The following is a 26143-nucleotide window of genomic DNA, read 5'->3' as shown; positions in this document are numbered from 1 at the left end:
TTGCCGTCCTTCGGAAATCGAGTTGGGGTGGCCGGGGAATGCCACGTGTAAGCATAGGCGAGAAGCCTAGGTGTTTAGTGTGTGCCGGCCGGATACCGGCCGCATGCACCGGGCGCCTAGCGCGTGCCGGTGCCGGTGCCGGCGAAGCCGTGCTGTCGCCAGGCCTCGTACAGCGCGATCGAGGCGGAGTTGGCCAGGTTCAGCGAGCGGCGGGCCTCCAGCATGGGCAGGCGCACCGTGGCGGTCACATGCTCGTCCTGCTTCACCACGGTGGGCAGGCCGACGGATTCGGGGCCGAAGAGCAACACGTCGCCCGGCTCGTAGGCCACATCCGTGTACATGGTCTCTCCCTCGGAGGTGAAGGCGAAGACGCGTGTGGGGGCAAGCGCCGCCCACGCCGATTCGAGGTCCTTGTGGACGGTGACCACTGCCAGGTCGTGGTAATCGAGGCCCGCGCGGCGCAGCTTGGAGTCCTCGAAGTCGAAGCCCAACGGCTCGACGAGGTGCAGCTGCGCGCCGGTGACGGCGGCCAGGCGGATGGCATTGCCGGTATTGCCGGGAATTTCGGGAGTGTAAAAAAGGATTCGGAACACGCCCCCCAGTTTACGGTGCCGGGGCCTCGACGCCAGCAGGGGCCCGGTCCATGGCGCGGCCCGCGGTCCGCCCGGGCGGGCAGCCGTCCCGCGTGGTTAGTACATTCCGCCCAGCAGGCGCGCCAAAATGGTGCGATCCACCACATGCGGGGCGGGCCCGGTGCCCAGGAACATCTTCATTTCCCGCACCAGGTTGATGGCGTTGACGACATTCAGCGCGTTGATGGGGCCGGGTTCGGCGCCGCGGTCATAGTCGATGACAGGTTCGTGCAGGTTCCCGTCCGGGGACAGGATGACCGTCCAGCCGGTGACGTTCAGCTCGGGGAAGAGGCGCTGCATCTCGTGCACCAGCGGGGCAATGCGCGGCGGGTCGATGTGCTTGCCGTCGCGCAGCAGCGAGGCACCGTCCCAGCGGTAGACGCCCTTGGGCAACATCATGGAGTGGATCAGCGCCAGCCGGTAGCCGCCCAGCAGGACGTGGTCGATGTAGCCCCCGCCCGGGGCATGCAGCCCGTTGACCAGGCGCGTGGAGGGCAGCGACGGCAGCACCCTGCGGACCAGCAGTTGGACCGTGCGGTTCTCCCGCGCGAGCCGGGCCTGGGCGCCGAAGATCCCGCGCTTGCGCGGGGTGCCATGCACCTGGCGGACCGAGGTTTCCCGGTCAATGGCACCGGGGACATCGAGCGCCGGGAGGTAGGTCGTGGCGTCGGTGGCCGAGGGGCGGGCCGTGCCGGTCCCAAAACGCATCGATCCGCCGTCGGACGGGCTTCCGCCGGCCTCGGGGGCTGGCGCCTTGCCGCGCAGGTAGCTTGACTCGGTGCCGTAGCTGCGGTCATAGCGGGTGCGGGCAGCAGAGTCGATCAACGTTTCGTAGGCCAGCGTCACGGCGGCGAAGTCCCGGGCGTCTCCGCCGTGGTCCGGATGGGTCAGGCGGGCAGCCTTGCGGTAGGCGGACTTGATCTCGGTGGCGCTGGCGGTGGGGGCAACGCCCAGGACCTCGTAATGGGTTTTCCGCTGGGCCACGTGGCTGCCTTTCGGATCGGGAATGCAGGCATCGATGCGCGATGTTGCTCAAGCGATCTTACCGGTTGCCGATGGACGTTTGCCCTGCAGGACCGCTCCCGTGCGCCCGCCGGTATTCGGCCAGCAGGCCGCTATCCTCCTCGAGCAGAAGGTGCAGGGACATCTCGCGGGACACATCCGTGGGGGTGCCGCGGGCAATCCGGCGCGAGTCCCCGCCCACCAGCAGCGGGGAGAAGGTCACGCAGAGGCTGTCCACCGCATCGGCCCGCTGGAAGTCGCCAAGGAGCGTGGGCCCGCCCTCGGAATGGATCATGCGCAGGCCCTTGCCATGCAGCGTCCGGATGATCCACCGCGGGTCGATGGCAGGCCCCGGTTCCGCGGAAGCGATGACCTCCGCCACCGCGCCCAGGGCCGCCGCCCGCTCCGGATCCGCGGCGCCCGAGGTGAGGAGCAGGATCTTGCCGGGGTTCGTGGTGAACAGTTCGCTCCCGGGATCCAGGTCCAGGTGCCCGGAGACCACCGCCAGCAACGGGCGCTCGGGCATGCCGCGCGCCAGGCGCCAGGCGCGCGAGGGGGCATCGAGCAACTCGCCGTCGTAGCCCTCGGCCCGCACCGTCCCCGCACCCACCAGAATGACATCGGCCACCCGGCGCAGCAGCATGAACACGCGCTTGTCGGCAGCCGTGCCCAGGTCACCGGAAAGGCCGCCGAGTGTTGCCGCACCGTCGATCGAGGAGATGAAGTTGAAGCGGACGAAGGGATCCCCCGAGCCCGGCGGCGCGTAGGACTCGAGCAGGGCCGTGTCGTCGAGGTCCGGGGCGGGGTCGGGGAGCAGGCGCCGCATCAGGAACCTTCCCGGGCGGTTCTGCGGACGGAATGGTCATCATGGACCGGGGAACCGGACGGGGCACCGGGGTGCGCCGGGGGATTGACCTCGCCCATGTTGTGCAGCAGGTACGCCGGCTCGCGCCACCCCATGGCCGCCTCGAGCATCCGGATGGTGGAGACCGATTCGGGGATGTTGTGCATGCGGATGATCCGTGCCCCGTTCATGATGCACATGCTGGCTGCCGCCATCGAGCCGGCGGTGCGTTCGGACTTGGGTACATCCAGGGTTTCGCCGATGAAGTCCTTGTTGGAGACCGCAGCGAGGCTCGGGTAGCCCAGGGCGGCGATGGCCTCGAACCCGGCGGTGATGGCCAGGGTGTGGAGCGTGTTCTTGTTCAGGTCGTGGCCGGGATCCACGATGATCTTCTCCTCGGCGATCCCCAGGGAGAGTGCGAAGTCGACCTTCCGACGCAGGTACCCCGTGACCTCAGCGACCACGTCGTCGTAGGTGGGGCGCGGGTAGATGGTGCGCGGTGCGGCGAGCGAATGCGTGATGACCAGGTGCGCCCCGGCCTCGGCCACGACGCGCCCGAGCTGCGGGTCGCTCAGCCCGGTGGTGTCGTTGATGACGTCGGCTCCCGCGGCCATGGCGGCGGAAGCGACCTCGGGCAGGAACGTGTCGGCTGAGATGATCACGTCGCTTTGCGCCCGAACCGCCCGGATGACGGGGACGATCCGCTGGGCCTCTTCCTGCCAGGACAGCGCGGGCCCGGGAGAGAAGGGCACCCCGCCGATGTCGATCCAGTCGGCCCCGGCGTCCACCGCCTCCAGCGCAGCGTCCACCGCGGAGCCCAGGGCGAAGGTGGCCCCGGAATCATAGAAACTGTCGGGCGTGCGGTTGATAATCGCCATCAACGCGACCCGCGCGCTGAAATCAATACTGCGGTGCGCAAAGCGGTGGACCGGGTGGCGAAGTGCGGGTAGGTACATGCTCATGCGGGCTCCTAGCAATGATCTGTTAGACCATTCTTACCAGTTTTAGAAGCTTTGGGGAGGATGAAGCCCATTGCAAGGCTCCACGGCCGGACGGCACGGCGCACCGCGGGCGCGGGCTTGGGTACCCTGTATGAATGACTTTGAACTTCGTCGCCCCCGATGCCGGCGCATGGATAGTGCAGGCCCTGCAGGAACAAGGCCGGGACGCAGACACGGCAAACCTGGTTGCCGGGCAGGTGCCCCGCGGCTTTGCCGCCTATGCACGGATCTTCCACCCGGCCATGGGGACCGACGGGCAGCCCGTGCGCTGGGATGAGATCGCCAAACGGCGCGGCAGCACCATGCACGCCTTGGCGCAGTTCGCCGCGCTCTCTGGGATCGGCGAGGACGGGGTGCCACTGGCAGAGGACTCCTGGGAGGGGGAAGCCCCTGGCTGGGACGGGCTGGGTGCCGCCCAGCTGCGCGCCATCGCCCCGCTGCTGGCGGCGCACACCGGAACCCCTGGCGAGATCCACCTGGCGCTCTGGAACGGGCTGGCGTTCATCCACGGCGGCGACCAGGTCGAGGTAGTGATCGAGAACGACCCCGCCCTCACCGAGGAAGAAAACGCAAGGCGCGCCGAGGAACTTGCCGCCCGTGCCAAGGCACCGGCATTTTCCGAAGAGGTCAGGAACGCGCCGACCTTGCAGATCGGTTCCGGCTACCGCTCCTTCTACGTTTTCCGCGGCGATGCGGAAGACCTGGCCAGCCCACTGTGGGCACGGACCTCCCTGGGTGAACAGCGCCAGTCGCCCAACCTCGCCTGGCCCCAAGACCGCGCCTGGCTGATGTCCACCGAGCTCTACGAGGATTCCACCATCGTCGGCGGCAGCCGCGGGCTCATCGACGCCCTGCTGGGCTGCGCCGGCATCGAGGTCTGGGAAGTCGACGCCGACTCCCGGCTCGATGCGGCCGGAGACACCCGCAACGAGCTGCCGGCGGCGGATGACGAACCCTTCGATCCCGAGGAACTGGCGGGGGAGTACTTCCAGGGGGAAGGCAACTAGCCCCCTGTGGGCGCGTGGGAGGGGGATGCGGGGGCGCTGTGAGGAATCACTCCGCCCCGGAGACCGGCAACAGGGCTAGAATTGTTCGGTGTCCACGAGCCCCATTTACCTAGACCACGCAGCCACGACACCCATGTCCGGCCCAGCGCTCGCCGCCATGACCCATGAGCTGGCGCAGACCGGCAACCCCTCATCGCTGCACGGCGCCGGCCGCCGCGCCCACCGCGTCACCGAGGAGGCCCGCGAGCAGCTGGCCGCCGCGGCCGGGGCCCACCCCTCGGAGGTCGTCTTCACCTCCGGCGGCACCGAATCGGACAACCTCGCCCTCAAGGGCCTGTACTGGAACCGCAACGCCGCCGACCCGGCACGCAAGCGCATCCTCTGCTCCGTGATCGAGCACCACGCGGTCCTCGACACCGTGGAATGGCTCCAAGCCCACGAGGGGGCGGACGTCACCTGGCTGAACGTGGACACCGACGGGGTCATCGACCTCAACGCCCTCGAAGGCGAAATCGCGAAGAACCCCCACGACATTGCCCTCATCACCCTCATGTGGGCCAACAACGAGGTCGGCAGCGTGCAGCCCGTGGCCAAGGTGGTTGCGCTCGCCGACGCCCACGGCATCCCGGTGCACTCGGACGCGGTCCAGGCCTTCACCTCCGTGCCGACCCGCTTCGCCGACTCCGGGCTGGCCACGATGGCGGTCTCCGGGCACAAGATCGGCGGGCCGGTGGGAATCGGCGCACTCTTCGTGCGACGCGACGTGGTGCTCACCCCCGTGCAGCACGGCGGCGGGCACGAACGCGCGCTGCGCTCCGGCACGCTGAACGCCGCGGCCGCGGCCGGGTTCGCCGCCGCAGCCACGCATGCCGCAGCCAACCTGGCGACCGAGGCAGAGCGCCTGGCCACGCTGCGCGACGCCCTCATCGACGGGGTATCCAGGCTGGTCCCCGAGGCCGTGTTCAACGGCACCGCGGATCCCGGACACGCGGGCACCCGCTTGCCGGGCAACGCGCACTTCACCTTCCCGGGCTGCGAGGGAGACTCGCTGCTCTTCGTGCTGGACATGCTCGGGATCCATTCCTCCACCGGCTCCGCGTGCACCGCCGGGGTGCCGCGACCCTCCCACGTGCTCTTGGCCATGGGGCGGGACGAAGCGACGGCACGTGGCGCACAACGCTTCACTCTCGGGCATACAACGAGCGCTTCCGACGTTGAGAAGTTGGTGGCGGCATTGCCCGAGGCCTATGCACGGGCAAAAAAGGCCGGCATGGCCGCACAAGTCAGCAGCATCCAAACGGCAGGGACAGGGTTTACACGATGAAGGTTTTGGCAGCAATGAGCGGCGGGGTCGACTCCGCGGTCGCGGCGGCACGCGCCGTCGAGGCCGGCCACGAGGTCGTCGGCGTGCACCTGGCCCTGAGCCGTATGCCCGGGACCCTGCGCACCGGTAGCCGCGGCTGCTGCACCGTCGAGGACTCCAACGACGCCTGGCGTGCCTGCGACGTGCTCGGCATCCCCTACTACGTCTGGGACTTCTCCGAGCGCTTCAAGGAAGACGTGGTCGACGACTTCATCGCCGAGTACGAGGCAGGACGCACCCCCAACCCCTGCATGCGCTGCAACGAGCGCATCAAGTTCGCCGCGCTGCTGGAAAAGGCCATCGCGCTGGGCTTCGACGCTGTCTGCACCGGGCACTACGCCAAGGTGATCCGCGACGAGGAAGGCAACCCGGAGCTGCACCGCGCCGCCGACTGGGCCAAGGACCAGTCCTACGTGCTGGGCGTGCTCACCCACGAGCAGCTGGAGCACTGCATCTTCCCGCTGGCCGAGACCCCCTCCAAGGCCGAGGTCCGCGCCGAGGCAGAGGCCCGCGGGCTCTCGGTGGCGAACAAGCCCGACAGCCACGACATCTGCTTCATCCCCGATGGGGACACCCGCGGCTGGCTGGCCGAGCGCATCGACATGACCAAGGGCGAGATCGTGGACCAGGAGGGCAAGGCCCTGGGCGAGCACGAGGGCGCCCACGCCTTCACCGTCGGCCAGCGCAAGGGCCTGAAGCTCGGCACGCCGGCGGCCGATGGCAAGCCGCGCTTCGTGCTGGAGATCCGCCCGAAGGAAAACAAGGTCATCGTTGGCCCCGAGGCCCTGCTGGCCGTCGACGAGCTGCGTGGCATCAGGATCTCCTGGGCCGGGCTGCCCATCAAAGATGCCGAGGCCGGCACCGAGTTCGACTGCATGGTGCAGGTGCGTGCGCATGGGGACCCCGTCGATGCCCGCGCCCGCGTCGAGCCGCAGGAAGACGGGTCCAACGTCCTGGTCGCCACGCTCATCGAGCCGATGCGCGGGGTTGCCCCGGGCCAGACCATGGTGATCTACCAGGGCACCCGCGTGCTGGGCCAGGCCACCATTGATTCGGCCCGCTCCACCGCCTGGGACCCGTCACTCGTCTCATAGCCCGGAGGCCTGCAAATCGTGGGCGTGGCTGAAGCCGGGACATACCGTGCCAAGCGTCCGCTAGGGTTGCCGCATGACGCTAAGACCCAGCACCGTCTCAACCGTTCAGCTGGCGTGGGCACAAATCCTAGGGGTAGATCAGGACGCCTTGGCTGACGGCGGTACGAGGATCCTCTGCGAAAAAGACGACAGCTCCGTGCTCATGTTTGTGTCGTTGTTTGGAACTGGCGTTCTGGTGGGCCCGGGGTGGGCAATTGAAGCAGCCGAAGACCTGACTGACGCCGAACTCGCCAGCCATTCAAAATTATTGGAGATCAGTTCACCGTACGGTGGACAACCGCTCGGTGAAGCTGCACTTTATTTTTGCGACGATGGCCGTGCCATACCCAGTGTCGGTCAGACGGTGAGCCGCGATCCAAGACATGCCGTCGCTTTGGAAGGTGCCTGCCCGACAGATGATTCCACGGAAGTTCTCCTGAGCGAGATGGCCAATACTTTTGTCTTGCTAGATGACAGTGTTGATCCGCCATTCCCGCACGCAGGTGCCGGATATGACATTTGGGCAGGCAGCCTGGCTCAGATGGGCGTGCTCACCGCGCCCGAAGTGCGGCGTCGCGGGCTCGCCCTCAAGGCTGCCACGATAGCCATGGGTCAGGCTATGGCCTCTGGGCTCATTCCACAGTGGCGAGCCAGAACCGATAACACGGCGTCGAGTCGAACAGCCGTCAGCGCAGCGTTCGAGTATGCGGGAACCCAAACAAGCGTGGTTCTCATGCCCTGAATGGTGGCCTGCGTAGTGCTGGGGAAAAACGGATCGATGACCATCCTCGGCCCCTTCACGCGCTTGAAGCCCCGCGCTCCGTCCCAAGGATTCGACGGCCCGTGCCCCGGAATAATTATGCAGGCCGTCTCGCTTACGAAACGACCAATACATCAATCACCTGGCCGGTGTGGACGGGCACCAGCCCGAGCAGCGCCAGGATGGGTGCCACCTTGTGACGCCGAATATTTTCGGCGGGCCCGGCGAATGGTCCGGTGGACCGCCTGTCGCTGCACCGAGTGGCTTGAAGTTGTCCTTCACCGGATTTCAGATGAGGTCGTCGATATTTGCAGGTGTGCCCATGACCAAGGGTTGCTTGGACAGGCCCATGCAACCTGCTAGCCTCGGCTACATGCGTAACTCACTGCGATTTATCAGCCCCCGACCGGTCGCCGGTCGCGAGGGCTCTGAGGCGCGCGCCTAGGTCCTGGCGGCGGAGCGGATCGGGGGATTATCCACCGATCCAAACCCACCCAAGGACTTTCCATGACTACTTATCTTTCCGCCGATGAACTCCACGGCGCTCTCACGATGCGTGACCTCTCCAATCCCGAGCACGGCCCACACGCGATGCAGGAGCTGCTGGGCAAGGTCACCGCGGCTCTCACCCGCCATTGGGGCGTAGCCGCCAAGACGGTGCGAAACAGCCCGCTGGTCTCGGTCGCCGATAACTACGACAACCTGGGCTTCTCCGCGTCGACCGTGACCCGCGACCAACGGTATTCGCGATACGTGAGCCCCACGGTGATGCTCAGGAGCCACACCTCGGCATCGGTCCCTTCGTTGCTCAGAAATCTGCCGCGAACCGGCGCCTTGGACGAACTGGTCGTTATGCCCGGGCTGGTGTATCGACGGGACGCCATCGACCGGACACACGTCGGCGCACCCCACCAGGTGGACCTCTGGCGGATATGTCCATCCCCGGCACTGGGGCCGGTCGACCTTGAATCGATGATCGCCGTTCTCGTCGAAGCGGTCTTGCCCGGTGCCCGATGGCGCACGGTGCCTGCCGTCCATCCCTACACGACCAACGGGATGCAAGTGGATGTCCTGGTTGGCAGCGCATGGTTGGAACTCGCCGAGTGCGGCATGATGGCGCCGCACCTCTTCGCCGGGGCCGGACTCGACCCGGAACAGTGGTCGGGCCTCGCCCTGGGCATGGGCCTGGACCGGGCCCTGATGCTGCGCAAGGGCATTCCCGACATTCGACTCCTGCGTGCCCGCGACCAACGCATCGGATCCCAGATGCTCGATCTGGCGCCGTGGCAACCGGTCTCGCTTCTTCCGCCGATTCGGCGTGACATCTCGATCGTTGTCCCCACATCCTTCGACGAGGAGATCCTGGGCGACGAAGTCCGCCAAGCGCTAAAGGAACGCATGGACGACCTTGAATCGGTTGAGCTTCTTGGACTGACCGACTGCGAGGACCTGCCTGCGGCGGCACGGGACAGGCTGCAGATCGAACCAGGGCAGGCGAACGCACTGATTCGCATTACGCTCCGGCCGATCGAAAGCACCCTCACCGCTCGGGAAGCCAATCTCATGCGCGACGATATCTACAGGGCACTGCACCAGGGCCGTGTCGTGGAACTCATCGCAGACTAGAGGGGCATGGTCGCGGTCGGCGCCGAGTATCCGGCCGACCGCGACCAACAGCCAAGTCACAGGATGCCGGGGCCCGCCAGGCGATGCACCGCAATCCCGGGCCCTTGATAGGTTGGCCAAGTCCCCGCCAACTGCGAAAGAGACTCAATGCAGCAACCTCCGCCCATTACCCTGCAACCATTTCAAGAGTCCGATGCGGCATTTTTCGCCGGCATGGCCTCCGACGAACGGGTGACCCGCTTCGTTGGTGACGGTCGGCCCTGGGACCGGCAAACCATCAATGACCGTGTTCGTGCAGCGCTTGCGGAGGACGCCCTCGATCTCGCGGGAGCATCGCGCTGGTTCCTGGCCATGGAGGCAGACGAACCTGTCGGCATCGTGGTTTCCACTCGGAAGGACGAGGGCATCGAGATCGGATACTGGGTGTCACCGGAACTCTGGGGTCGAGGCATTGCCGGTGCCATGCTCGATGGCGCGCTGACCACGATTCCCGAGGTCTACAATTCCCGGGAACTCTTTGCCCGCGTGGATCCGGCCAACACCGTTTCGGCCAAGATGCTCACCCGACGCGGCTTCCAACTTGAGGCCAACCAATGTGGGCTTGACCGCTACACCCTCGTGCCTATCAAGTCGTAGGCAGACAGGCCGGCGGAACTACTGCCAGTTTCCATTCCTCCGCATCGCAAACCGTCCGATAGGGGCCCCAAACCGTGACCACCTGTGCCCCCTGGATCGAAAGCGCATACCTGTCGACCCGGTCCGCGGTGGTGAGCCTGCGATGCCGCGGGTGAATCGTTCACGTGATGCATGCGGGACGCTCTTGATCCGAAGTGAAATCGAGAGTTGGTGGACCTGTCCATGGCACCACGTCCTGGTCTACTGTGATCCCATGTCCAGTCGTATAGCTGCCGTTGCCATCGATGCGATCAGGCCACGGGTAGTGGCCGATTTCTGGTGCGCCGTCTTGGACTGGCACATTGTCGAAGAGGACAACGACGGAATCAGCATCGCTCCAAAAGACGAAACCTGGCCTTCCATCGATGTTTTCGCGGTGCCCGAGGGAAAGACCGTGAAGAACCGGCTGCATTTCGACCTGAGTGCGGATGGCGTGTCCACGGCCGAGGAGCTCGAGCGCCGGCTTGCCCTTGGCGCGAAGCGGAAGGACGTGGGCCAGGGAAGGGATGTCAGCTGGGTCGTCTTGGGTGATCCCGAGGGAAATGAGTTCTGCCTGCTGTCGCGTTCCGTGCAGGACGTCAAGAACCAACATTAAGACACCCTGCCCTGAAGGGCGGAACATTGGTCCGCAGCAACTCATTGGCCTTGGGCCATGTGAATGGCAAAGTCGCAGCGGCCCCCCCGACGCATAACAGCAGGGCCTGCCTGTTGTCGATTTGAGGCCCGGGTCGGATACTGGCTGCAGGGGTGGTCCGGCGGACACTGTGCGAATGATCAGGGGAACGGCATCATGGGCGAGCTACACGTCAATATGAACATCACGCTTGACGGCGTGATCCAGGCCAATGGAGGCCCAAACGAACAAGACGGGGACTTCGAGTACGCCGGATGGGAACGTCCATATTGGGATCAAGAGTCATCCGACTTGCTGGTAGAAGACGTGCAGGCATCCGACGCGCTGCTGCTGGGCCGGACGACCTACGACATCTTCCGCGGCTACTGGCCGAGCGCGACCGACGAGATCGGAAGCGTCTTCAATCGGGTGCCCAAGTACGTGGCATCCCGCGGCAAGCCGCAGTTGACCTGGGCCACCAGCACGCAGGTTTCCGATGCCGCACAGGAGGTTCGCGACCTGCGGCAGAGGCACGAGCAGATCCACACCTGGGGAAGCGCGAACCTCCTGCAGACCCTGTTTCGCGAAGGCCTGGTTGACCGGGTGAACCTGTGGGTCTGCCCGGTGGTGATCGGGGAGGGAAAGCGGCTCTTTCCGGCAGGCACGGTCCCGACCCGCTTCGAAGTGGTCGAGCCGCCGAGGTCCTTCACAAGCGGTGTGATGCTGGTCCGCTACCGGCGGCTCGAGGGACCTCCGGAAACGGTAGACACGGCCAAGGCCATCGACAGCGAGCAATAACCCAGCGTTGCTCCCATCCGGTCTCGATCGATCGGCCAAGATCGTACTCCGGTGCACGCGCAATCCCTCAACCCGGCGAATCCAGATTCCCGCTTGGTCCCGCCGCCGACCGCCATGAACCGCGGGATTGTTTCGGTTGCCTCTTCGGACCGGCAGCCGTTGGGCCAGAGGCCCTGCGCACTCGTTCCCGGTTCCCACAGCTCGGGGAAGCGCACTCGAGGGCACGTTCCCACCATCCGCGTGGCGCATTCCACACGAAACGTCCCGTGTTCCGTCCCTACGGGAAGCGGGACGGAACACGGGACGTTTTTATGCAAAAGGTGCGGCTAGGCCTTGGCCTCGTCGACGATTCCGTACATGCGCGGGGTGATGTCCGGGTATTCCAGGCGTGTCTTGCCAGCTTCGAGCCGCGGGAGCTGGGCCGGGCCGTGCTCGGCGCAGTGCACGAAATCGAATTCCGGCCACCACTTCTTGGGTCGCTCGGTCTCGGCGAAACCGCAAACGGCGCAGGTCAGGTGAACCCATACGGGGCGCTTGCCGGTGCGGTTGGCGCGCGACTGGATGAGCCAAGCCGGGGGATTGGCGTTCATTTCGGCGAATGCGGCCTCGCTCAGGCGCGGCGGGATGCCGTGGCGCTTGGCCATTTCCATGGGGATATCCAACGCAATCGCAGCGTCTCTTCGTGTCATCATCGTGCTTAACCCTAGGCCACTTCGCCGGGGAGCGGGGACGGACGGGGGCAAAGCGCCGGTGGGGCCTGCTGGCGGCGGAAGGGAACGGACAGCCTGGTTACATTTTCATTTCGATACGACTGAGGGCGACAGTTGATGGCGCTTAGTGACGATGATCACTTAGGCTGTATGAAGCATGTGTTTTCTATCACCTCGCATGCTCGCTGACAGAAAAGGAATGCTCATGGCCCGCAAGAAAAACGGACTGCGACTCGCCGCAGCCGTTATCGGCATCTCCGCCTTGGTCCTGACCGGTTGCACCGGTCCGGCCGAAACACCCAGCACCGGCACCGGCGGCGAAACCGCCCCTGCCAGCGGCCCAATCACCGTGGGAACCACGGACAAGGTCACCTCGCTCGACCCGGCAGGCTCGTACGACAACGGTTCGTTCATGGTCATGAACCAGGTCTTCCCGTTCCTGCTCAACTCGGTACCCGGCTCGGCGGACCCGGTGAACGACATTGCCGAATCGGCCGAGTTCACCACGCCAACCGAGTACACCGTGAAGCTCAAAGCCGACCTGAAGTGGGCCAACGGCACTGCCCTCGATTCGAAGGACGTCAAGCACTCCTTTGACCGCCAGGTGAAGATCGCCGATCCCAACGGGCCGTCTTCGCTGCTTGGCAACTTGGACAGCGTCGCGGCACCGGATGCCACCACCGTCGTGTTCACGCTCAAGAGCGGGAACGACCAGACCTTCCCTCAGGTGCTCACCAGCCCCGTCGGCCCGATCGTCGACGACGAGGCCTTCCCCGCCGACAAGGTCGCCTCCGACGAGGACATTGTCGCCGCGAAGTCCTTTGCCGGTCCGTACACGATCGAAAGCTATGCCAAGAACTCGCTGGTTTCCTTCAAGCCCTATGAAGGCTACAAGGGTTTGCTCGGGGCGCCGGCGAACAGCGCGGCCAATATCAAGTACTACGCGGATTCCAACAACCTGAAGCTCGACGTGCAGCAGGGCAATATCGATGTCGCGTGGCGCGCGCTTTCGCCCACCGATGTGGAGGACCTGGGCAAGGACTCCAAGGTCAAGGTCCTCACCGGACCGGGCGGCGAGTTGCGCTACATCGTCTTCAACTTCGACATCATGCCGTTCGGTGCCAAGACCGATGACGCCGACCCGGCGAAGTCGCTTGCCGTCCGCCAGGCGGCGGCCAACCTGGTTGACCGCGAGGCGATTGCCACCGGTGTCTACAAGGGCACCTACCTGCCGGCGTACTCCTTCGTGCCGCAGGGCTTCACCGGGGCCATCGAACCGCTCAAGGACATGTACGGGGAAGACGGGAAGCCGTCGCTGGACAAGGCCAAAGCGGTCCTCGAGGCGGCAGGGGTCACTACACCGGTCGACCTCAAGCTCCAGTACAACCCCGACCACTACGGCCCCAGCTCGGGCGATGAATATGCCCTGGTCAAGAGCCAGCTGGAAAAGGGCGGCCTGTTCAAGGTCGACCTGCAGTCCACCGAATGGGTGACTTACCAGAAGTCGCGCGTCACCGACTACCCGTCCTACCAGCTCGGTTGGTACCCGGACTACTCAGATGCCGACAACTACCTGAGCCCGTTCTTCGCCAAGAACAACTTCCTGGGAAACGCCTATGACAACAAGGAAGTGGACACGCTGATCAGCGAACAGCGTGTGGAAACCGATGCTGCCAAGCGCACCGCCTTGATCGAGGAAATCCAGACCAAGGTCGCCGGCGACCTTTCCACCATTCCGCTATTGCAGGGTGCCCAGGTTGCCGTCGCGGGAGCCAACGTCTCGGGAGTCGAGAAGACCCTCGACCCGTCGTTCAAGTTCCGCATGGGTGTCATCTCCAAGTAGCCACCCACCCCGGCGGGTTCCGCCGACACCCCGGCCCCGGTTCCCCTTCGATGGAGGGGAGCCGGGGCGGGCCATGTCAGGCCCGCCTCCCACAGCCCCAACCTAGCTAGGACGCACCATCCATGGCCATCATGACCGACCTCGCCGAAGCCGAGTCGCCACCACCGACACCGGCAGCAACGGCAACCAAGGCAGGGGGCAGCTTTGTACGTTACCTCGTCACACGCTTCCTGCTGATTTTCCCCACCATCTTCATCCTGGTGACACTCGTGTTCTTCCTGATGCGCGTCACCGGAGACCCGATCACCGCCGCCCTCGGCGGTCGCCTGACCCCCGACCAGCTGGCCGAGCGCATCGCCGCCGCGGGCTATGACCGCCCGGTCCTGGTCCAGTACTTCGAGTACCTCGGACAGGTGTTCACCGGCAACTTCGGCCGGACCCTCACCGACAACCGCGCGGTGACCGAGGTGCTGGCCACCTATGGCGCCGCGACCGCCGAGCTGGCCTTCAACTCGCTGGTCGTCGCCCTGCTGATCGGCATTCCCTTCGGCCTGCTCTCGGCCAAACTGCGCGACCGCTGGCCCGACGCGATCCTGCGCGTCTTCGCGATCCTTTGCTACGCCACCCCGGTGTTCTTTGCCGGGCTGCTGCTCAAGCTCATCTTCGGCGTCTGGCTGGGCTGGCTGCCCATTGCCGGCCGGGCCGGGATCAACGCCGAACTTGCCCTGACATCGCTGCAGAACCCCAGCGGCATCTTCCTGCTTGACGCGCTGCGCTCCGGGAACATGGCCGCGGCATCCGACGTCATCGAGCACGCGATCCTGCCGGCGGTCGCCCTGGGACTGCTCACCGCCGGGGTGTTCCTGCGCCTGGTGCGCACCAACGTCATCGGCACCCTGGGCCGCGACTACGTGGAGGCCGGCCGCTCGCGCGGGGTCTCCGAATACCGACTGCTCACCAAGCACGCCTACCGCCCCGCGTTGATCCCGATCATCACGGTCATGGGCCTGCAGATCGCGCTGCTGCTCGGCGGCGCGGTGCTCACCGAGACCACCTTCGAGTGGAAGGGCCTGGGCTTCCAGCTGGCCGAGTACCTCACTGCCCGGGACTTCGTGGCCGTGCAGGGCATCGTGGTCCTGCTGGCGGTCATCGTCGCGCTCACCAACTTCATCGTGGACATCATCGCCGCGCTCATCGACCCCCGAGTGAGGTTCTAGCCATGGCCACCACAACGCCCACGGCCCTCGGGGCCAGGAAGCCGCTGTGGACGCGGCTGCCGATCATTTCCCACTACAGGATGAGCGCCGGGCTGCAGCGCGGCATGCTCGTGGCGGGCCTGGTCCTGACCGCACTCTTCCTGCTGGCGGCGATCTTCGCCCCGCTGCTGGCGCCCTACGGCTACGCCCAGGCCTCCGATGCCGAGGGAAACTTCCCCACGCAGGCCGCCCCCGGCGGCAGGTTCCTCTGGGGCACGACGGTGGGCGGGTTCGACGTCTTCTCCCGCACCCTCTGGGGCGCCCAGACGGCGGTCGCGGTGATCGTGGTCGCCGTGGTCTTCTCCATCTTCCTCGGCGTGATCCTGGGACTGCTCTCCGGGTACATCGGCGGCTGGCTGGACCGGGTGCTGGTGGTGCTGGCCGACGCCATCTATGCCTTCCCCTCGCTGCTGCTGGCCATCGTGATGTCCATTGTGATTTCCCGGGGCCAGTCGAGTCTGTGGGGCGGGATCATGGCCGCGGCGATATCCATCACCGTGGTCTTCATCCCGCAGTACTTCCGCGTCATCCGTGCCGAAACCGTGCGGCTGAAGGCAGAGCCCTTCGTCGAATCCGCCAAGGTCGTCGGTGCCTCCAACGTGCGCATCATGGCCAAGCACATCTTCCGCAACGCCACCCGCACGCTGCCGCTGATCTTCACGCTCAACGCCTCCGAGGCGCTGCTGACCCTGGCGGGCCTGGGATTCCTGGGCTTCGGCATCGAACCGACCAAGGCCGCCGAATGGGGCTTTGACCTGAACCGTGCACTCTCGGACGCCACCAGCGGCATCTGGTGGACCGGCGTCTTCCCGGGCGCCGCCATCGTGCTTACGGTGCTCGGGCTGACCCTGGTGGGCGAATCCATGAACGACCTGGCAGACCCGCGCCTGCGGATGCGCCGAAAAGCAAAGCGTCGCGGCGGAAAGGCCACAGCATGAACGCACACCGCAGGGACGTGATCGGCCGCGCCGACGGCACCGTCCTGGAAATCAGGGACCTCGAGGTCACCTTCACCACCGACGCCGGCGAGGTTCCGGCCGTGCGCGGGGTCGGCTTCGAGGTCGCCGCCGGGGAGGTCGTCGCGGTGGTCGGCGAATCCGGCTCCGGCAAGTCGGTGACGGCCCGCACCATCCTGGGGCTGCTCGCCGAGACGGCGGTCGCCCGCGGGGCGGTGGTGCTCAAGGGCAGCAACATGCTCACCCTGGGCGCCCGCGAGCTGCGCGCCGTGCGCGGGGACGAGGTATCCATGGTGTTCCAGGAACCCTCCACGGCGCTGAACCCGGTGTACACCGTGGGTTGGCAGATCGCCGAGGGCATCCGCGCCCACGGCAAGGTCGGGCGCAAGGAGGCCAAGGCCCGCGCCATCGAGGTGCTGCGCAAGGTCGGCATCCCGGAGCCGGAGAAGCGGGTGAACTACTACCCGCACCAGTTCTCCGGCGGGCAGAAGCAGCGCGTCATCATCGCCGCGGCCCTGGCCCTGAACCCGGCGCTGATCGTCGCGGACGAGCCGACCACGGCCCTGGATGTCACGGTGCAGGCAGAGATCCTGGAGCTGCTGCGCGAGGTGCGCGACGACTTCAACACCGGGATCGTGCTGATCACCCACAACATGGGCGTGGTCGCGGACCTGGCTGACCGCGTGGTGGTGATGTACCAGGGCAAGATCGTGGAGAGTGCGCCGAGCTCGGAGCTCTTTACCGCCCCGCGCGAGGACTACACCAAGGCGCTGCTGGCCGCGGTCCCGCACCTGGGCAGGAACTCCGCCTCCGCCGGGATGACCTCCCGCTCCGGACAGGACAAGGAGGTGCTGGTTCAGGCCACCAACCTGTCCATCGTCTATCCCGGCCGCCTGGGAACACCCTCGTTCACTGCCGTCGACGACGTTTCCCTGCAGATCTGCGCGGGGGAGGTCTACGGGCTGGTGGGCGAGTCGGGGTCCGGGAAGACCACCATCGGCCGGGCCATCGCCGGGCTGAACAAGGTCAGTTCCGGTTCGCTGAAGGTCTTTGGCTACGAGATGCTCGACTTCAAGGAGCGCAGCTTCAAGAAGCTGCGCCAGGACATCGGGTTTGTGTTCCAGGACCCGGCGGCCAGCTTCAACCCGCAACTGAGCATCGGCGAATGCGTGGCCGAACCGCTGCTGGTGCACAAGGCGCTCGATGCCCGGGCCGCCCGCAAGCGGGTCGACGAGCTGCTCGAGGCGGTGCAGCTGCCGGCCGCGTTCGCCGCACGCTTCCCGCACGAACTCTCCGGCGGACAGCGCCAGCGTGCCTCGCTGGCCCGAGCGCTGGCCCTGGACCCGAAGCTGCTGGTCGCCGACGAGCCGACCAGTGCGCTGGATGTCTCGGTCCAGGCCAAGGTGCTGGAGTTGTTCAAGGAGCTGCAGGCCGAGCTCGGCTTCGCGGCACTGTTCATCTCCCACGACTTGGCCGTGGTTGACATGCTCTCGACCTGGGTGGGGGTGCTCTACCGCGGCAAGCTCGTGGAGGAAGGCATCGGGAACCAGGTCATGGGCGACCCGCAGCACCCGTACACCCGCAGGCTCATCGCCTCACTGCCGGTGCCGGACCCGGTGGAACAAGCTGTGCGCCGCGAGGCCTTCCTCAAGGCCGTCTGAGGATCGGAGCGCCTGGCGCCGGGGTGCGGTCCACCGAGGTTGAACTGCACCCCCGCTTCCGTCGGTCGCCGCCAGGGAATCATCCGTGGCCGGGGGAGCGGCACGGGGGCACCGCCCCCTGTCAGCCCGTGGCTGATTGGCTCCCGGGCAGCGCGTCACGGTTGGGCGCAATGAAGTGGCAACCCTAGACTTGAACCATGAGCCAACAGAAGAACCCGCAGGCCGCGGACGACGCGGAAGCCGGCGCCTACGACCCCACTGCCAGCTCCCTGGCCGACACCGTTCCGGATGAGGTCATGTCGGAGTTGCTGTCGATCCGCAGCAGCATCGACAACTTCGACGCCACGCTGGTCTACCTGCTGGCCGAACGCTTCAAGGCCACCCAGCGCGTGGGCCACCTCAAGGCCGTGCACGCGTTGCCGCCGAGTGACCCGGGACGGGAGAAAGCGCAGATCGAGCGCCTGCGCCGTCTGGCCCACGAGGCGCACCTGGACCCGGAATTCGCCGAGAAGTTCATGAACTTCATCATTTCCGAGGTCATCAGGCACCACAACAACATTTCCGCCACACACGCCGAGTCCGGAAACTAGCCGATGCCACCGATGGACCCCATGCACGAGGAACTTTCCGCCGAACCGGCAGAACGCCAGGTGCAGGCCAGCGCGCACGGCCCCATGCCCGGAACCGACCCGCTGGAAGCGGTGCTGATGGTCCGCGGCGAGATCGGCGAACCGAACCTGCCGCACCTGCAGCAGCTCCCGGCCCGCGGCGTCGGCTCCGACAACATCGGCCGCGGCGCGCAATTGCTCGAGGACCTCGCGGTGGACCTGCAGCCCTACGGCTGGCGCCTGGCCGATGCCCCGGGGATTGACGCCAGGCGCGCCGCCTCGGCGTTGCGCACCGACCTGAATGTGCTGGCGGATGCCATCGGCGCCGAGGAAAAACCCGGCACCGAGCTGAAGATCCAGTTCCCCGGCCCGGCCACGTTGGCCGCGAACCTGTACCTGCACCACGGCGAACGTGCCGTGTCCGACCACGGGGCGCGCCGCGACCTGGCCCAGTCCCTGGCGCTGGGAGCCGTTCGCCACCTGCAAACCCTCTCCCGCACCACCGGCGCGCAACAGGTCACGGTGTACATCGACGAGCCCGACGCCGGTGCGGTGCTCAACGGGACGCTGCCCACCGCCAGCGGCTACCGCACGCTGCGCTCGGTCCCGGCCGCCGAGATCCGCGGCTGGTGGAGTGAACTCACCGACGGGCTGCACCAGGCGGGAGCGGCCGCCGTGGTCATCGGCGCCGATGCCGAGCCCGGCACCTGGACGACGCTGGCCACCACGGCGCTGGAGTCCGGCGCCGACGGGCTGGGTGCCAACGCGGCATCGCTCACCGTTCCGGGGTGGGAACTGCTGGCGGCAGCTGTGGAATCCGGCAGCAGGCTCTGGCTGGGATGCCTGGAGCCCGGGTCCCAACCGCCCGGCGTCGTGGATGCCGTCAACGCGATCCGGCGCCCCTGGCGCCAGCTCGGCCTGCCGGACTCGGCCTTGGGCGCACTGGTGCTGAGCCCCACCGCGGGACTGGCCGACCTCTCCCCGTCGGGGGCCACCGCGGTGCTGGGGCGCCTGGCCGGCTATGCGGAAGCGCTGAACCAGGTCCGCGTCGACGCCTAGCCTCGGGGTTCCGCCGCGCCCCGGGCGCCGTAACCGGGAATGGGATGGTTCCGGGGATCCTGCGCCTCGGCCGCCAGCGCCAAGTCCAGGCGTTCGCGGCGGATCCGCAGGTCCACCTGCAGCATGGTGAGCATGAGCTGGGTCAGCACCATGCCCACGGCCCCGACCAGGGCATTGACCGCAATGGCCGTGGACAGCACCGCATCCGTCGTGGCAGCGGTGCCGAATAGCTGGCCGCCGACCACGGCCGCAAGCTGCGAGAGCACTCCGCCAAGGATGCCGAGCACCACCGCCACCACCAGCAGGATCCCCAGGATCCGCCACCAAGACCCTTGGGTCAGCGACCACGAGGACCGCACGGCCCGACGAATCCCCGGTGGCCGGGTCACCAGCAGCGTGGGCACCAGGCAGATCCGGATGGCGATCCAGAGGGCCAACGGCGCCAGCACCAGGAGCATGCCCACCAGTCCGAGCGCCGCCACCGCGAGGCCAATCGAGCGGGCCAGCAGCAGCGCAACCGCCACCGGAACCGCGACGACGATCATGGCCGCGGCACCGAGCAACACATGCCACCCGGCGATGCGCAGCATCCCGCCGCGTGCCAAAGCCAGCCCCTGCCCCCATCCGGTGGGCATCCCCAGCACTGCGCGCATTCCCGCGACGGCGGCCGGTCCCACGACCAGCACATTGGCCAGCAATTGCAGCGCCAGCACGGCAACCGCGGTGCCCGCATAGACCGGCCAGGGGTGGGGAAAGACTTCGGCCCAGGACACGGAGCCGGCAGTATCCGGGTCCAGGGTGCGCTCGAGGACGGCCAGCGGGACATCGAGCCCCTGCACCAGCAACAACGCGACCAGCGCGGGCAACAGCTGGGCGAGCACTGCATTGGCCACGGTGGCCAGCGGGGCGCGGCGCACCACCGCGAAGGTGGCATCCAGCAGGTCGGCGAAGCCCAGGGGCCGCAATTCCACCACACCGGGCCTGGGTGCCGGGCACTGGCCGGAGGGGCCGGCCGGACCGGGCCGCTGGTCACGACCCGTCGGCCCGCCATCGCCCGCCGGCTCGTTCCATCCGGGAGGGGGCTGGCCCCAGCCGCCCTCGGGGCCCGCGGGGTCGCCGGGACCGGGCGCCGGTGAATCGCCGTCTGTATTCATCGCTTCCCGCTCTCATCGCGTTCCCGCACGTGGTGCAAGGATTCGGTACCAGGTGCCGGACCCTTGGGTTTGCTCCAGTCTAGCGCCGGGTCCGGGAGGGTGAATGGTGAGGTGGATTGCCGTTTCCGCGCCGATTTGCCCGGCATGCTCATGTAGTCTTGAGGTATCCGGGCGCATGCTTTTCGCGGCGTCCAGCGCAAGGCTACGGAAGGGCAGATTATGAAGGCACGCATCCTGGTTGTCGACGACGACGAGGCGCTGGCCGAAATGATCGGCATCGTGTTGCAGAACGACGGTTTCGAGGCCGTGTTCTGCTACGACGGTGCCAAGGCATTGGGTGTTTTCCGCGAGGTCAAGCCCGACCTGGTGCTGCTTGACCTGATGCTTCCCGGGTTGGACGGCATCGAGGTCTGCAAGCTGATCCGCGCCGAGGACGACGTTCCCATCGTGATGCTGACCGCCAAGTCGGACACCGCCGACGTGGTCCGCGGCCTGGAATCCGGTGCCGACGACTACGTCCCCAAGCCCTTCAAGCCGGCCGAACTCGTCGCCCGCGTGCGCGCACGCTTGCGCCCCGGCGAACAACATGCCCCCGAGACCCTGAAGATCGGCGACCTGAGCATCGACGTCGCCGGCCACCGCGTCACCCGCGCGGGGGATCCCATCGGCCTGACGCCGCTGGAGTTCGACCTGCTGGTCGCCTTGGCCCGCAAGCCGTGGCAGGTGTTTACCCGCGAGCAGCTGCTTGAACAGGTGTGGGGATACCGCCACGCCGCCGACACCCGCCTGGTCAATGTGCATGTGCAGCGCCTGCGCTCGAAGGTCGAGCTTGACCCCGAAAACCCGGGCGTCGTGCTGACCGTTCGCGGCGTGGGCTACAAGGCGGGACAGGCCTGAGGCAGGAGGTGGCGGGAAGCATGGACTCCGTCGAGCCGGTGCGACCCGCACCCGCGACCCCGGCGCAACCTCCCCGGGTGACATCCTGGATCCGCCGCGCACTGGCTGCGGTGGTGCGCACGCGCAACATCATGCGTTCGCGCTGGACCCGCTCGCTGCTCTTCAGGACGGTCACCTCCGCGATGCTGCTCAGCGCCGTGGCCATGCTGGGCGCCGGGGCTTTCCTGTCCAACCAGATCGCCACGGGCCTGTTCCAGGAGCGTTTCAACCAGGTCGAGTCCGAATCCCTGCGCGGGCTGAACCAGGTGCGCGCAATCTTCGACTCCGCAGCCACCACCGACCGCTCCAGCACGCACTCCCTGGTGACCAGCACGCTGAAGATCCTCGAGGGCGAGACGGCCTTGGTGCCGCGCGACTTCGTGCTGGTCCCGCTGCCCGGTGATGACAACCTCTACGTGGGCCCCACCGCCAGCGGCAACCTGACCTCCCGCATCGTCCCGGAGGCGATGGCCGCCCAGGTCCAGGAGTCCAACGCGACCTACTGGCAGTCCATCGAGGTCAACGCCGGGGACAGCGCCGGGCCGGGCCTGATCTTCGGCACCAAGGTGACCCTGCCCCCGGGCCGCGAATACGGCCTCTACCTGGTCTACGATCTCTCCAGCGTGCAGGACACCCTCGACTTCATCAACCGGGCCATGGGCCTGATCGGCGGACTGCTGCTGCTGGTGGTCGGCGGAATCACCTGGTACGTGACCCGCGCCGTGGTGCGCCCCGTGGCGGCCGCCGCGCAGGTTTCCGAGAAGCTTGCCGCCGGGCAGCTCCAAGAACGCATGGTCGTCTCCGGCGAGGACGAGATCGCGCGGCTGGGAAACTCGTTCAACCACATGGCAGCGTCACTGCAGGACCAGATCAACCAGTTGGCCACGCTCTCGCAGATGCAGCAGCGCTTCGTCTCCGACGTTTCCCACGAGCTGCGCACCCCGCTGACGACGGTGCGGATGGCCGCCGAGGTGCTTCACGACGCGCGCGAGGACTTCGACCCCATCAACAAGAGAAGCGCTGAGCTGCTCTACAACCAGGTCGAGCGCTTCCAGATCCTGCTCAACGACCTGTTGGAGGTCTCGCGCTTCGACGCCGGGGTGGCGGTGCTCGATGCCGAACCGACCGACCTGGTCTCCGTGGCCCGGCGCGTGATCGACGCCGCCACCCCGCACGCCGACGCCATGGGCTCGGTGCTGCGCCTGGGCACCCCGACCGGGGGAGCGGTGGCGGAAATGGATGCGCGGCGCATCGAGCGCGTGGTGCGAAACCTGGTGATGAACGCCGTTGAGCACGGCGAGGGCAACCCCATCGACATCACGGTGGGCGGGAACGCCAACGCCGTGGCCATCACGGTGCGCGACCGCGGCATCGGCATGAGCCAGGAGTCCGCCGGCCGGGTCTTTGACAGATTCTGGCGTGCCGACCCCGCCCGCGCCCGCACCACCGGGGGGTCGGGGCTGGGCCTGTCCATCGCGATGGAGGACACCCGCCTGCATGAGGGCAGGCTCGAGACCTGGGGGGAGCGCGGCGTGGGATCGTGTTTCCGGCTGACCCTGCCGCGGATCCTGGGCAACCAGATCGTCGCCTCGCCGCTGCCGCTGGAACCCATCGTACTGGCGGACGCGGTACTGGACGACGGCATGGTCGTCTCCTTCCCGTTGACCGGCGAAATCCCCGCCATCGGCTTCAAGCCGGCACCGCCGCTGATCCCCGAGGAAACCCCGGGCAGCGACGCGGATGTCCAGGGCACCCCCGCGCGCACCTCAGGAAGGCACCACCCGCATGACTAGGAAACGTCCCTCGACCGCCTCGCTCCTGGCCGTGCTGCTGGGCGTGGTGCTGGTGCTCACCGGTTGCTCGGAGATCCCGCGCAATTCGCCGGTGCAGTCCATCGCCCTGGACGGGAACAACAACGAGGAGGGCGGGGACGTGCAGTTCACGGCCCCGGGCCCGACGGAGGGGGACGGCCCGCGCGAAATCGTCGAGGACTTCATCCAGGCAGGCGTCGCATCGCAGGACGACTACAAGGTCGCCCGCGAATACCTGACCCCGAAGCAGTCAGGTGTCTGGAAGGGGTCGGTGCGGTCCCTGGTCTACGATGACCGCCCGTCGGTGATCCCCGGGTCCAACCCCAACACCTACACCATCCAGCTGGAGCTCGTCTCGGAGATCGACGAGGCGGGCATCATGACCGAAATGCCGCCGCACACCACCCGGGCGCTTGACGTGTCGCTGGAAAAGGTCGACGGGCAGTGGCGCATTTCGCAGCTGCCCGACGGCATCATGCTGGACACCGCCAACTTCGCCCACGTCTTCTCCCCGCAGACGCTGTACTTCTACGACGTCACCTTCGCATACGCCGTGCCCGACGTACGCTGGTTCCCGAACCGCACGGGCGTGGCGGCCGCCATGGTCGAGGCCCTACTGGCGGGTCCCTCCGAGTACCTGGAAAACGCGGTGGTCTCCGCCTTCCCCGGAGGAAGCAGCCTGGTCCGTTCCTCGGTGCCCATCGAATCACAGCGGGCCACGGTGGACCTTGGCTCGGCCACGTTCCTGGAATCCACCGAGCTTTCGCGGCAGCTGATGCAACAGCAGCTTGAGCTGACCCTCGGAGGGCTGGGCAGCGTGCGCTCGGTGGTGATGAGCGATGAGCAATCCGAGATAAAGATCGGAGCCAAGGACCCGGAGTTCGAGGTCGCGGAAGTCAATCCCGCCGTTCCCGACACGCAGATCGGGGTCGTCGACGATGCGCTGTACTACCTCAAGGGCAGGTCCCTGCGGTTGGTCGGCGGCATCGGAGACATTGCCAGATACCAGCCGCGGCTGCCGGCCATGAGCCCGTTGGGGAACCGCTATGCGTTCCTGAACGGATCCCTCACCTCCCTTATCGTCGTCGACGAGGAAGGCCGCAGTTCCGTGGTCGCCACCGGCGAAGACCTGGTGCGGCCCTCCATGGACGCCCACGGGTGGACCTGGACCGTGGACAACTCCTCGACCACCAGCGTGCTGGCGGTGCCCGCCGACCCGACCGTGAACGGGAAGGTACGCCCCATCACCGCCGACGGCCTCACCGATGCCCACGTCTCCTCGCTGCGCGTTTCGCGCGACGGCACGCGCGCGTTGATCGTCTCAAGCAAGGACGGGCAGACCAGCGTGGCAATCGCCGGGATCCTGCGGGATGCTGACGGCGCACCGCGCGGCTTTGCGCCGCCGAAAAACATCTATCCCGACGTACCTGCGACGCAGGCGGTGTGGAATTCGGATGTCTCGGTGATTGTCTCTTCCGCCAGCACCACCGAAAGGGTCACGGCCGAGGAGATCAGCCTCACCGGCACCCGGGTTAAGTACCTGCCGCTGCTGGGGATGGTCGGCCTGTCCGCCGGGCCCGGGGATCGCCGCCCCGTCTACGCCGAGACGAATGACGAAATCTACTCGCGCGTGGGCAGCTCCTGGCATGAAATGGAAGACATGGTGCGGGACCTGTCCTACCCCGGCTGATCTGTGCGGGGACGGGATGGTCCACAGCACGTGGCCTGCGCGTCCCCGCCACGGAACATGGGGGTGATGCTGGAAGGCATGAAGGACCGGAAGCGAAATGATGCCGACGCCATCTTCAAGCAGGCACGTCCCGTCGCCGGCGCACCGGCGCGGACCTTGCTGGGGCGTGTCGATGCCTGGTGGGCGCACGGTGCCGTGTACGCCGTGCGCTCGGCAATGCAAGGCACTGCAGCAGTGCTGCTACCGGTGGATTGCGTCTGCTGCCGGCGTCCGGACTCCGTGCTGTGCGCCCCCTGCGCCAAGGCCATGCGCACCGCATGCCTCCGCCCCCGGAGGGTTGAGCACCGCGCCGAGTCGCTGCCGCTGAATCACCACAACGAGCCGCTGCCGGTGGTGGCGGCGGGCGCCTACGAACACGAGCTGGCCGCCGTCATCCTGGCCTTCAAGAACCGCCAGATGCCGGGCCTTGTCGGAATGCTGGTGCCGCCGCTGGCCCGCGCCGTAAAGTCCGCCATCGACACGCTCGTTGAACCCGGAGCGCCCGTGGTGCTGGTGCCGGTGCCCACCCGCCTGCAGGCGCGCAACCGGCGCGGCTATTTCCCGGTGGGCCTGTTGCTGGGCCGGCTGCGAAGAACGCGGGTGCTCCCGGATCGGGTGCTGGTCGCCGGGCTGGTGCGCTACCGGGCGACGCGGCAATTCACCTCGGCGCAGAAGGGCAAGGGGCGACGCGCCCGGGGCGCAGTGCGGAATTCGATGTGCGCGGGCGGAGGCGGATTGCCCGCCCGCCTCGCCGTCTTGGGTGCTCGGGTCCTGCTCGTGGACGATGTGCTGACCACCGGATCGACGCTTGCCGAGGCGAAACGCGTGTTGGCCGAGGCGGGGCTGCAGGTGTGCGGTGCAGTTGTCCTGGCGGCGACTCCGGCACCCGATGAAAAACGCGGTGTTCGCTCAACGCGATGAAGTAATAATCCGTACATCCTTGATTATCCTTCCATCTGTCATAGG

General features: G+C 67.0%; 24 protein-coding genes. 18 read left to right on the top strand and 6 right to left on the bottom strand.

The window, feature by feature from the left end; translation table 11 throughout:
* Positions 1 to 116: 116 nt before the first annotated feature.
* From OIU93_RS14180 to folP, 4 genes are all read right to left on the bottom strand, one after another.
* Complete coding sequence (locus OIU93_RS14180; protein WP_264270727.1) at positions 117 to 593, bottom strand: tRNA (cytidine(34)-2'-O)-methyltransferase; 477 nt, start codon at positions 591 to 593, stop codon at positions 117 to 119.
* 96 nt (positions 594 to 689) lie between these two features.
* Positions 690 to 1616, bottom strand: coding sequence for a J domain-containing protein (locus OIU93_RS14175; RefSeq protein WP_264270726.1), 927 nt, complete (start codon positions 1614 to 1616; stop codon positions 690 to 692).
* Between the two features lie 58 nt (positions 1617 to 1674).
* Complete coding sequence (locus OIU93_RS14170; protein ID WP_264270725.1) at positions 1675 to 2460, bottom strand: pyrimidine reductase family protein; 786 nt, start codon at positions 2458 to 2460, stop codon at positions 1675 to 1677.
* A complete protein-coding gene (folP, locus tag OIU93_RS14165; protein WP_264270724.1) occupies positions 2460 to 3440 on the bottom strand; it encodes a dihydropteroate synthase in 981 nt (326 codons plus the stop codon). The genes OIU93_RS14170 and folP overlap by 1 nt, the downstream gene beginning before the upstream one ends.
* A gap of 134 nt (positions 3441 to 3574) precedes the next feature.
* On the opposite strand from folP, the gene OIU93_RS14160 reads away from it, so the two are divergent.
* The 8 genes from OIU93_RS14160 to OIU93_RS14125 all read left to right on the top strand — a co-directional run bounded on the left by OIU93_RS14160 (position 3575) and on the right by OIU93_RS14125 (position 11454).
* Positions 3575 to 4486, top strand: coding sequence for a hypothetical protein (locus tag OIU93_RS14160; RefSeq protein WP_264270723.1), 912 nt, complete (start codon positions 3575 to 3577; stop codon positions 4484 to 4486).
* An 88-nt stretch (positions 4487 to 4574) separates the two neighbouring features.
* The gene (locus OIU93_RS14155) at positions 4575 to 5810 is read left to right on the top strand and encodes a cysteine desulfurase family protein (protein ID WP_264270722.1); all 1236 of its coding nucleotides are present in this window, start codon (positions 4575 to 4577) and stop codon (positions 5808 to 5810) included.
* On the top strand, positions 5807 to 6943 hold the full coding sequence (gene mnmA / locus OIU93_RS14150) for a tRNA 2-thiouridine(34) synthase MnmA (protein ID WP_264270721.1): 1137 nt from the start codon (positions 5807 to 5809) through the stop codon (positions 6941 to 6943). Before OIU93_RS14155 ends, mnmA begins: the two co-directional genes overlap by 4 nt.
* A 73-nt stretch (positions 6944 to 7016) precedes the next feature.
* Entirely contained in the window at positions 7017 to 7724 is a 708-nt protein-coding gene (locus OIU93_RS14145; protein WP_264270720.1) for a GNAT family N-acetyltransferase, read from the top strand.
* 525 nt (positions 7725 to 8249) lie between these two features.
* On the top strand, positions 8250 to 9368 hold the full coding sequence (locus OIU93_RS14140; protein WP_264270719.1) for a hypothetical protein: 1119 nt from the start codon (positions 8250 to 8252) through the stop codon (positions 9366 to 9368).
* Positions 9369 to 9515: 147 nt separating this feature from the next.
* Entirely contained in the window at positions 9516 to 10004 is a 489-nt protein-coding gene (locus tag OIU93_RS14135) for a GNAT family N-acetyltransferase (protein ID WP_264270718.1), read from the top strand.
* Positions 10005 to 10257: 253 nt separating this feature from the next.
* On the top strand, positions 10258 to 10638 hold the full coding sequence (locus OIU93_RS14130) for a VOC family protein (protein WP_264270717.1): 381 nt from the start codon (positions 10258 to 10260) through the stop codon (positions 10636 to 10638).
* Between the two features lie 195 nt (positions 10639 to 10833).
* The gene (locus tag OIU93_RS14125) at positions 10834 to 11454 is read left to right on the top strand and encodes a dihydrofolate reductase family protein (RefSeq protein ID WP_264270716.1); all 621 of its coding nucleotides are present in this window, start codon (positions 10834 to 10836) and stop codon (positions 11452 to 11454) included.
* Positions 11455 to 11780: 326 nt separating this feature from the next.
* Here the strand turns inward: OIU93_RS14125 and OIU93_RS14120 are convergent, their stop codons facing one another.
* Positions 11781 to 12146 carry a hypothetical protein gene (locus OIU93_RS14120; RefSeq protein WP_264270715.1) on the bottom strand — a complete coding sequence of 122 codons (366 nt, stop codon included), beginning with the start codon at positions 12144 to 12146 and terminating at the stop codon, positions 11781 to 11783.
* A gap of 223 nt (positions 12147 to 12369) precedes the next feature.
* Between OIU93_RS14120 and OIU93_RS14115 the strand changes: the two genes are divergently transcribed.
* The 6 genes from OIU93_RS14115 (at position 12370) to OIU93_RS14090 (ending at position 19547) form a co-directional block, all read left to right on the top strand.
* A complete protein-coding gene (locus OIU93_RS14115) occupies positions 12370 to 14007 on the top strand; it encodes an ABC transporter substrate-binding protein (protein WP_264270714.1) in 1638 nt (545 codons plus the stop codon).
* Positions 14008 to 14138: 131 nt separating this feature from the next.
* Positions 14139 to 15224, top strand: a complete 1086-nt coding sequence (locus tag OIU93_RS14110; protein ID WP_372342938.1) for an ABC transporter permease — start codon at positions 14139 to 14141, stop codon at positions 15222 to 15224.
* A 2-nt stretch (positions 15225 to 15226) separates the two neighbouring features.
* Positions 15227 to 16201: an ABC transporter permease gene (locus OIU93_RS14105; protein WP_264270712.1), complete on the top strand. Its 975-nt coding sequence runs from the start codon at positions 15227 to 15229 to the stop codon at positions 16199 to 16201.
* Entirely contained in the window at positions 16198 to 17880 is a 1683-nt protein-coding gene (locus tag OIU93_RS14100) for an ABC transporter ATP-binding protein (protein ID WP_264270711.1), read from the top strand. Before OIU93_RS14105 ends, OIU93_RS14100 begins: the two co-directional genes overlap by 4 nt.
* A 197-nt stretch (positions 17881 to 18077) precedes the next feature.
* Positions 18078 to 18470, top strand: coding sequence for a chorismate mutase (locus OIU93_RS14095; RefSeq protein WP_264270710.1), 393 nt, complete (start codon positions 18078 to 18080; stop codon positions 18468 to 18470).
* Between the two features lie 21 nt (positions 18471 to 18491).
* Positions 18492 to 19547, top strand: coding sequence for a hypothetical protein (locus OIU93_RS14090; RefSeq protein WP_264270709.1), 1056 nt, complete (start codon positions 18492 to 18494; stop codon positions 19545 to 19547).
* Here OIU93_RS14090 and OIU93_RS14085 read toward each other — a convergent pair.
* Positions 19544 to 20701 carry a glycerophosphoryl diester phosphodiesterase membrane domain-containing protein gene (locus tag OIU93_RS14085; protein WP_264270708.1) on the bottom strand — a complete coding sequence of 386 codons (1158 nt, stop codon included), beginning with the start codon at positions 20699 to 20701 and terminating at the stop codon, positions 19544 to 19546. The genes OIU93_RS14090 and OIU93_RS14085 overlap by 4 nt on opposite strands.
* Before the next feature lie 219 nt (positions 20702 to 20920).
* On the opposite strand from OIU93_RS14085, the gene mtrA reads away from it, so the two are divergent.
* The 4 genes from mtrA (at position 20921) to OIU93_RS14065 (ending at position 26098) form a co-directional block, all read left to right on the top strand.
* On the top strand, positions 20921 to 21598 hold the full coding sequence (gene mtrA / locus OIU93_RS14080) for an MtrAB system response regulator MtrA (protein ID WP_264270707.1): 678 nt from the start codon (positions 20921 to 20923) through the stop codon (positions 21596 to 21598).
* Positions 21599 to 21618: 20 nt separating this feature from the next.
* Positions 21619 to 23430 carry an MtrAB system histidine kinase MtrB gene (gene mtrB / locus OIU93_RS14075; protein ID WP_372342934.1) on the top strand — a complete coding sequence of 604 codons (1812 nt, stop codon included), beginning with the start codon at positions 21619 to 21621 and terminating at the stop codon, positions 23428 to 23430.
* Entirely contained in the window at positions 23423 to 25138 is a 1716-nt protein-coding gene (locus OIU93_RS14070) for an LpqB family beta-propeller domain-containing protein (RefSeq protein WP_264270706.1), read from the top strand. The genes mtrB and OIU93_RS14070 overlap by 8 nt, the downstream gene beginning before the upstream one ends.
* Positions 25139 to 25216: 78 nt before the next feature.
* A complete protein-coding gene (locus OIU93_RS14065; protein WP_264270705.1) occupies positions 25217 to 26098 on the top strand; it encodes a ComF family protein in 882 nt (293 codons plus the stop codon).
* Positions 26099 to 26143 lie beyond the last annotated feature (45 nt).

Origin of the sequence: Paeniglutamicibacter sp. ZC-3 (assembly GCF_025847175.2) — a bacterium.
Classification (GTDB): Bacteria; Actinomycetota; Actinomycetes; order Actinomycetales; family Micrococcaceae; genus Paeniglutamicibacter; species Paeniglutamicibacter sulfureus.
This window is presented reverse-complemented; position numbering and strand designations above follow the sequence as displayed.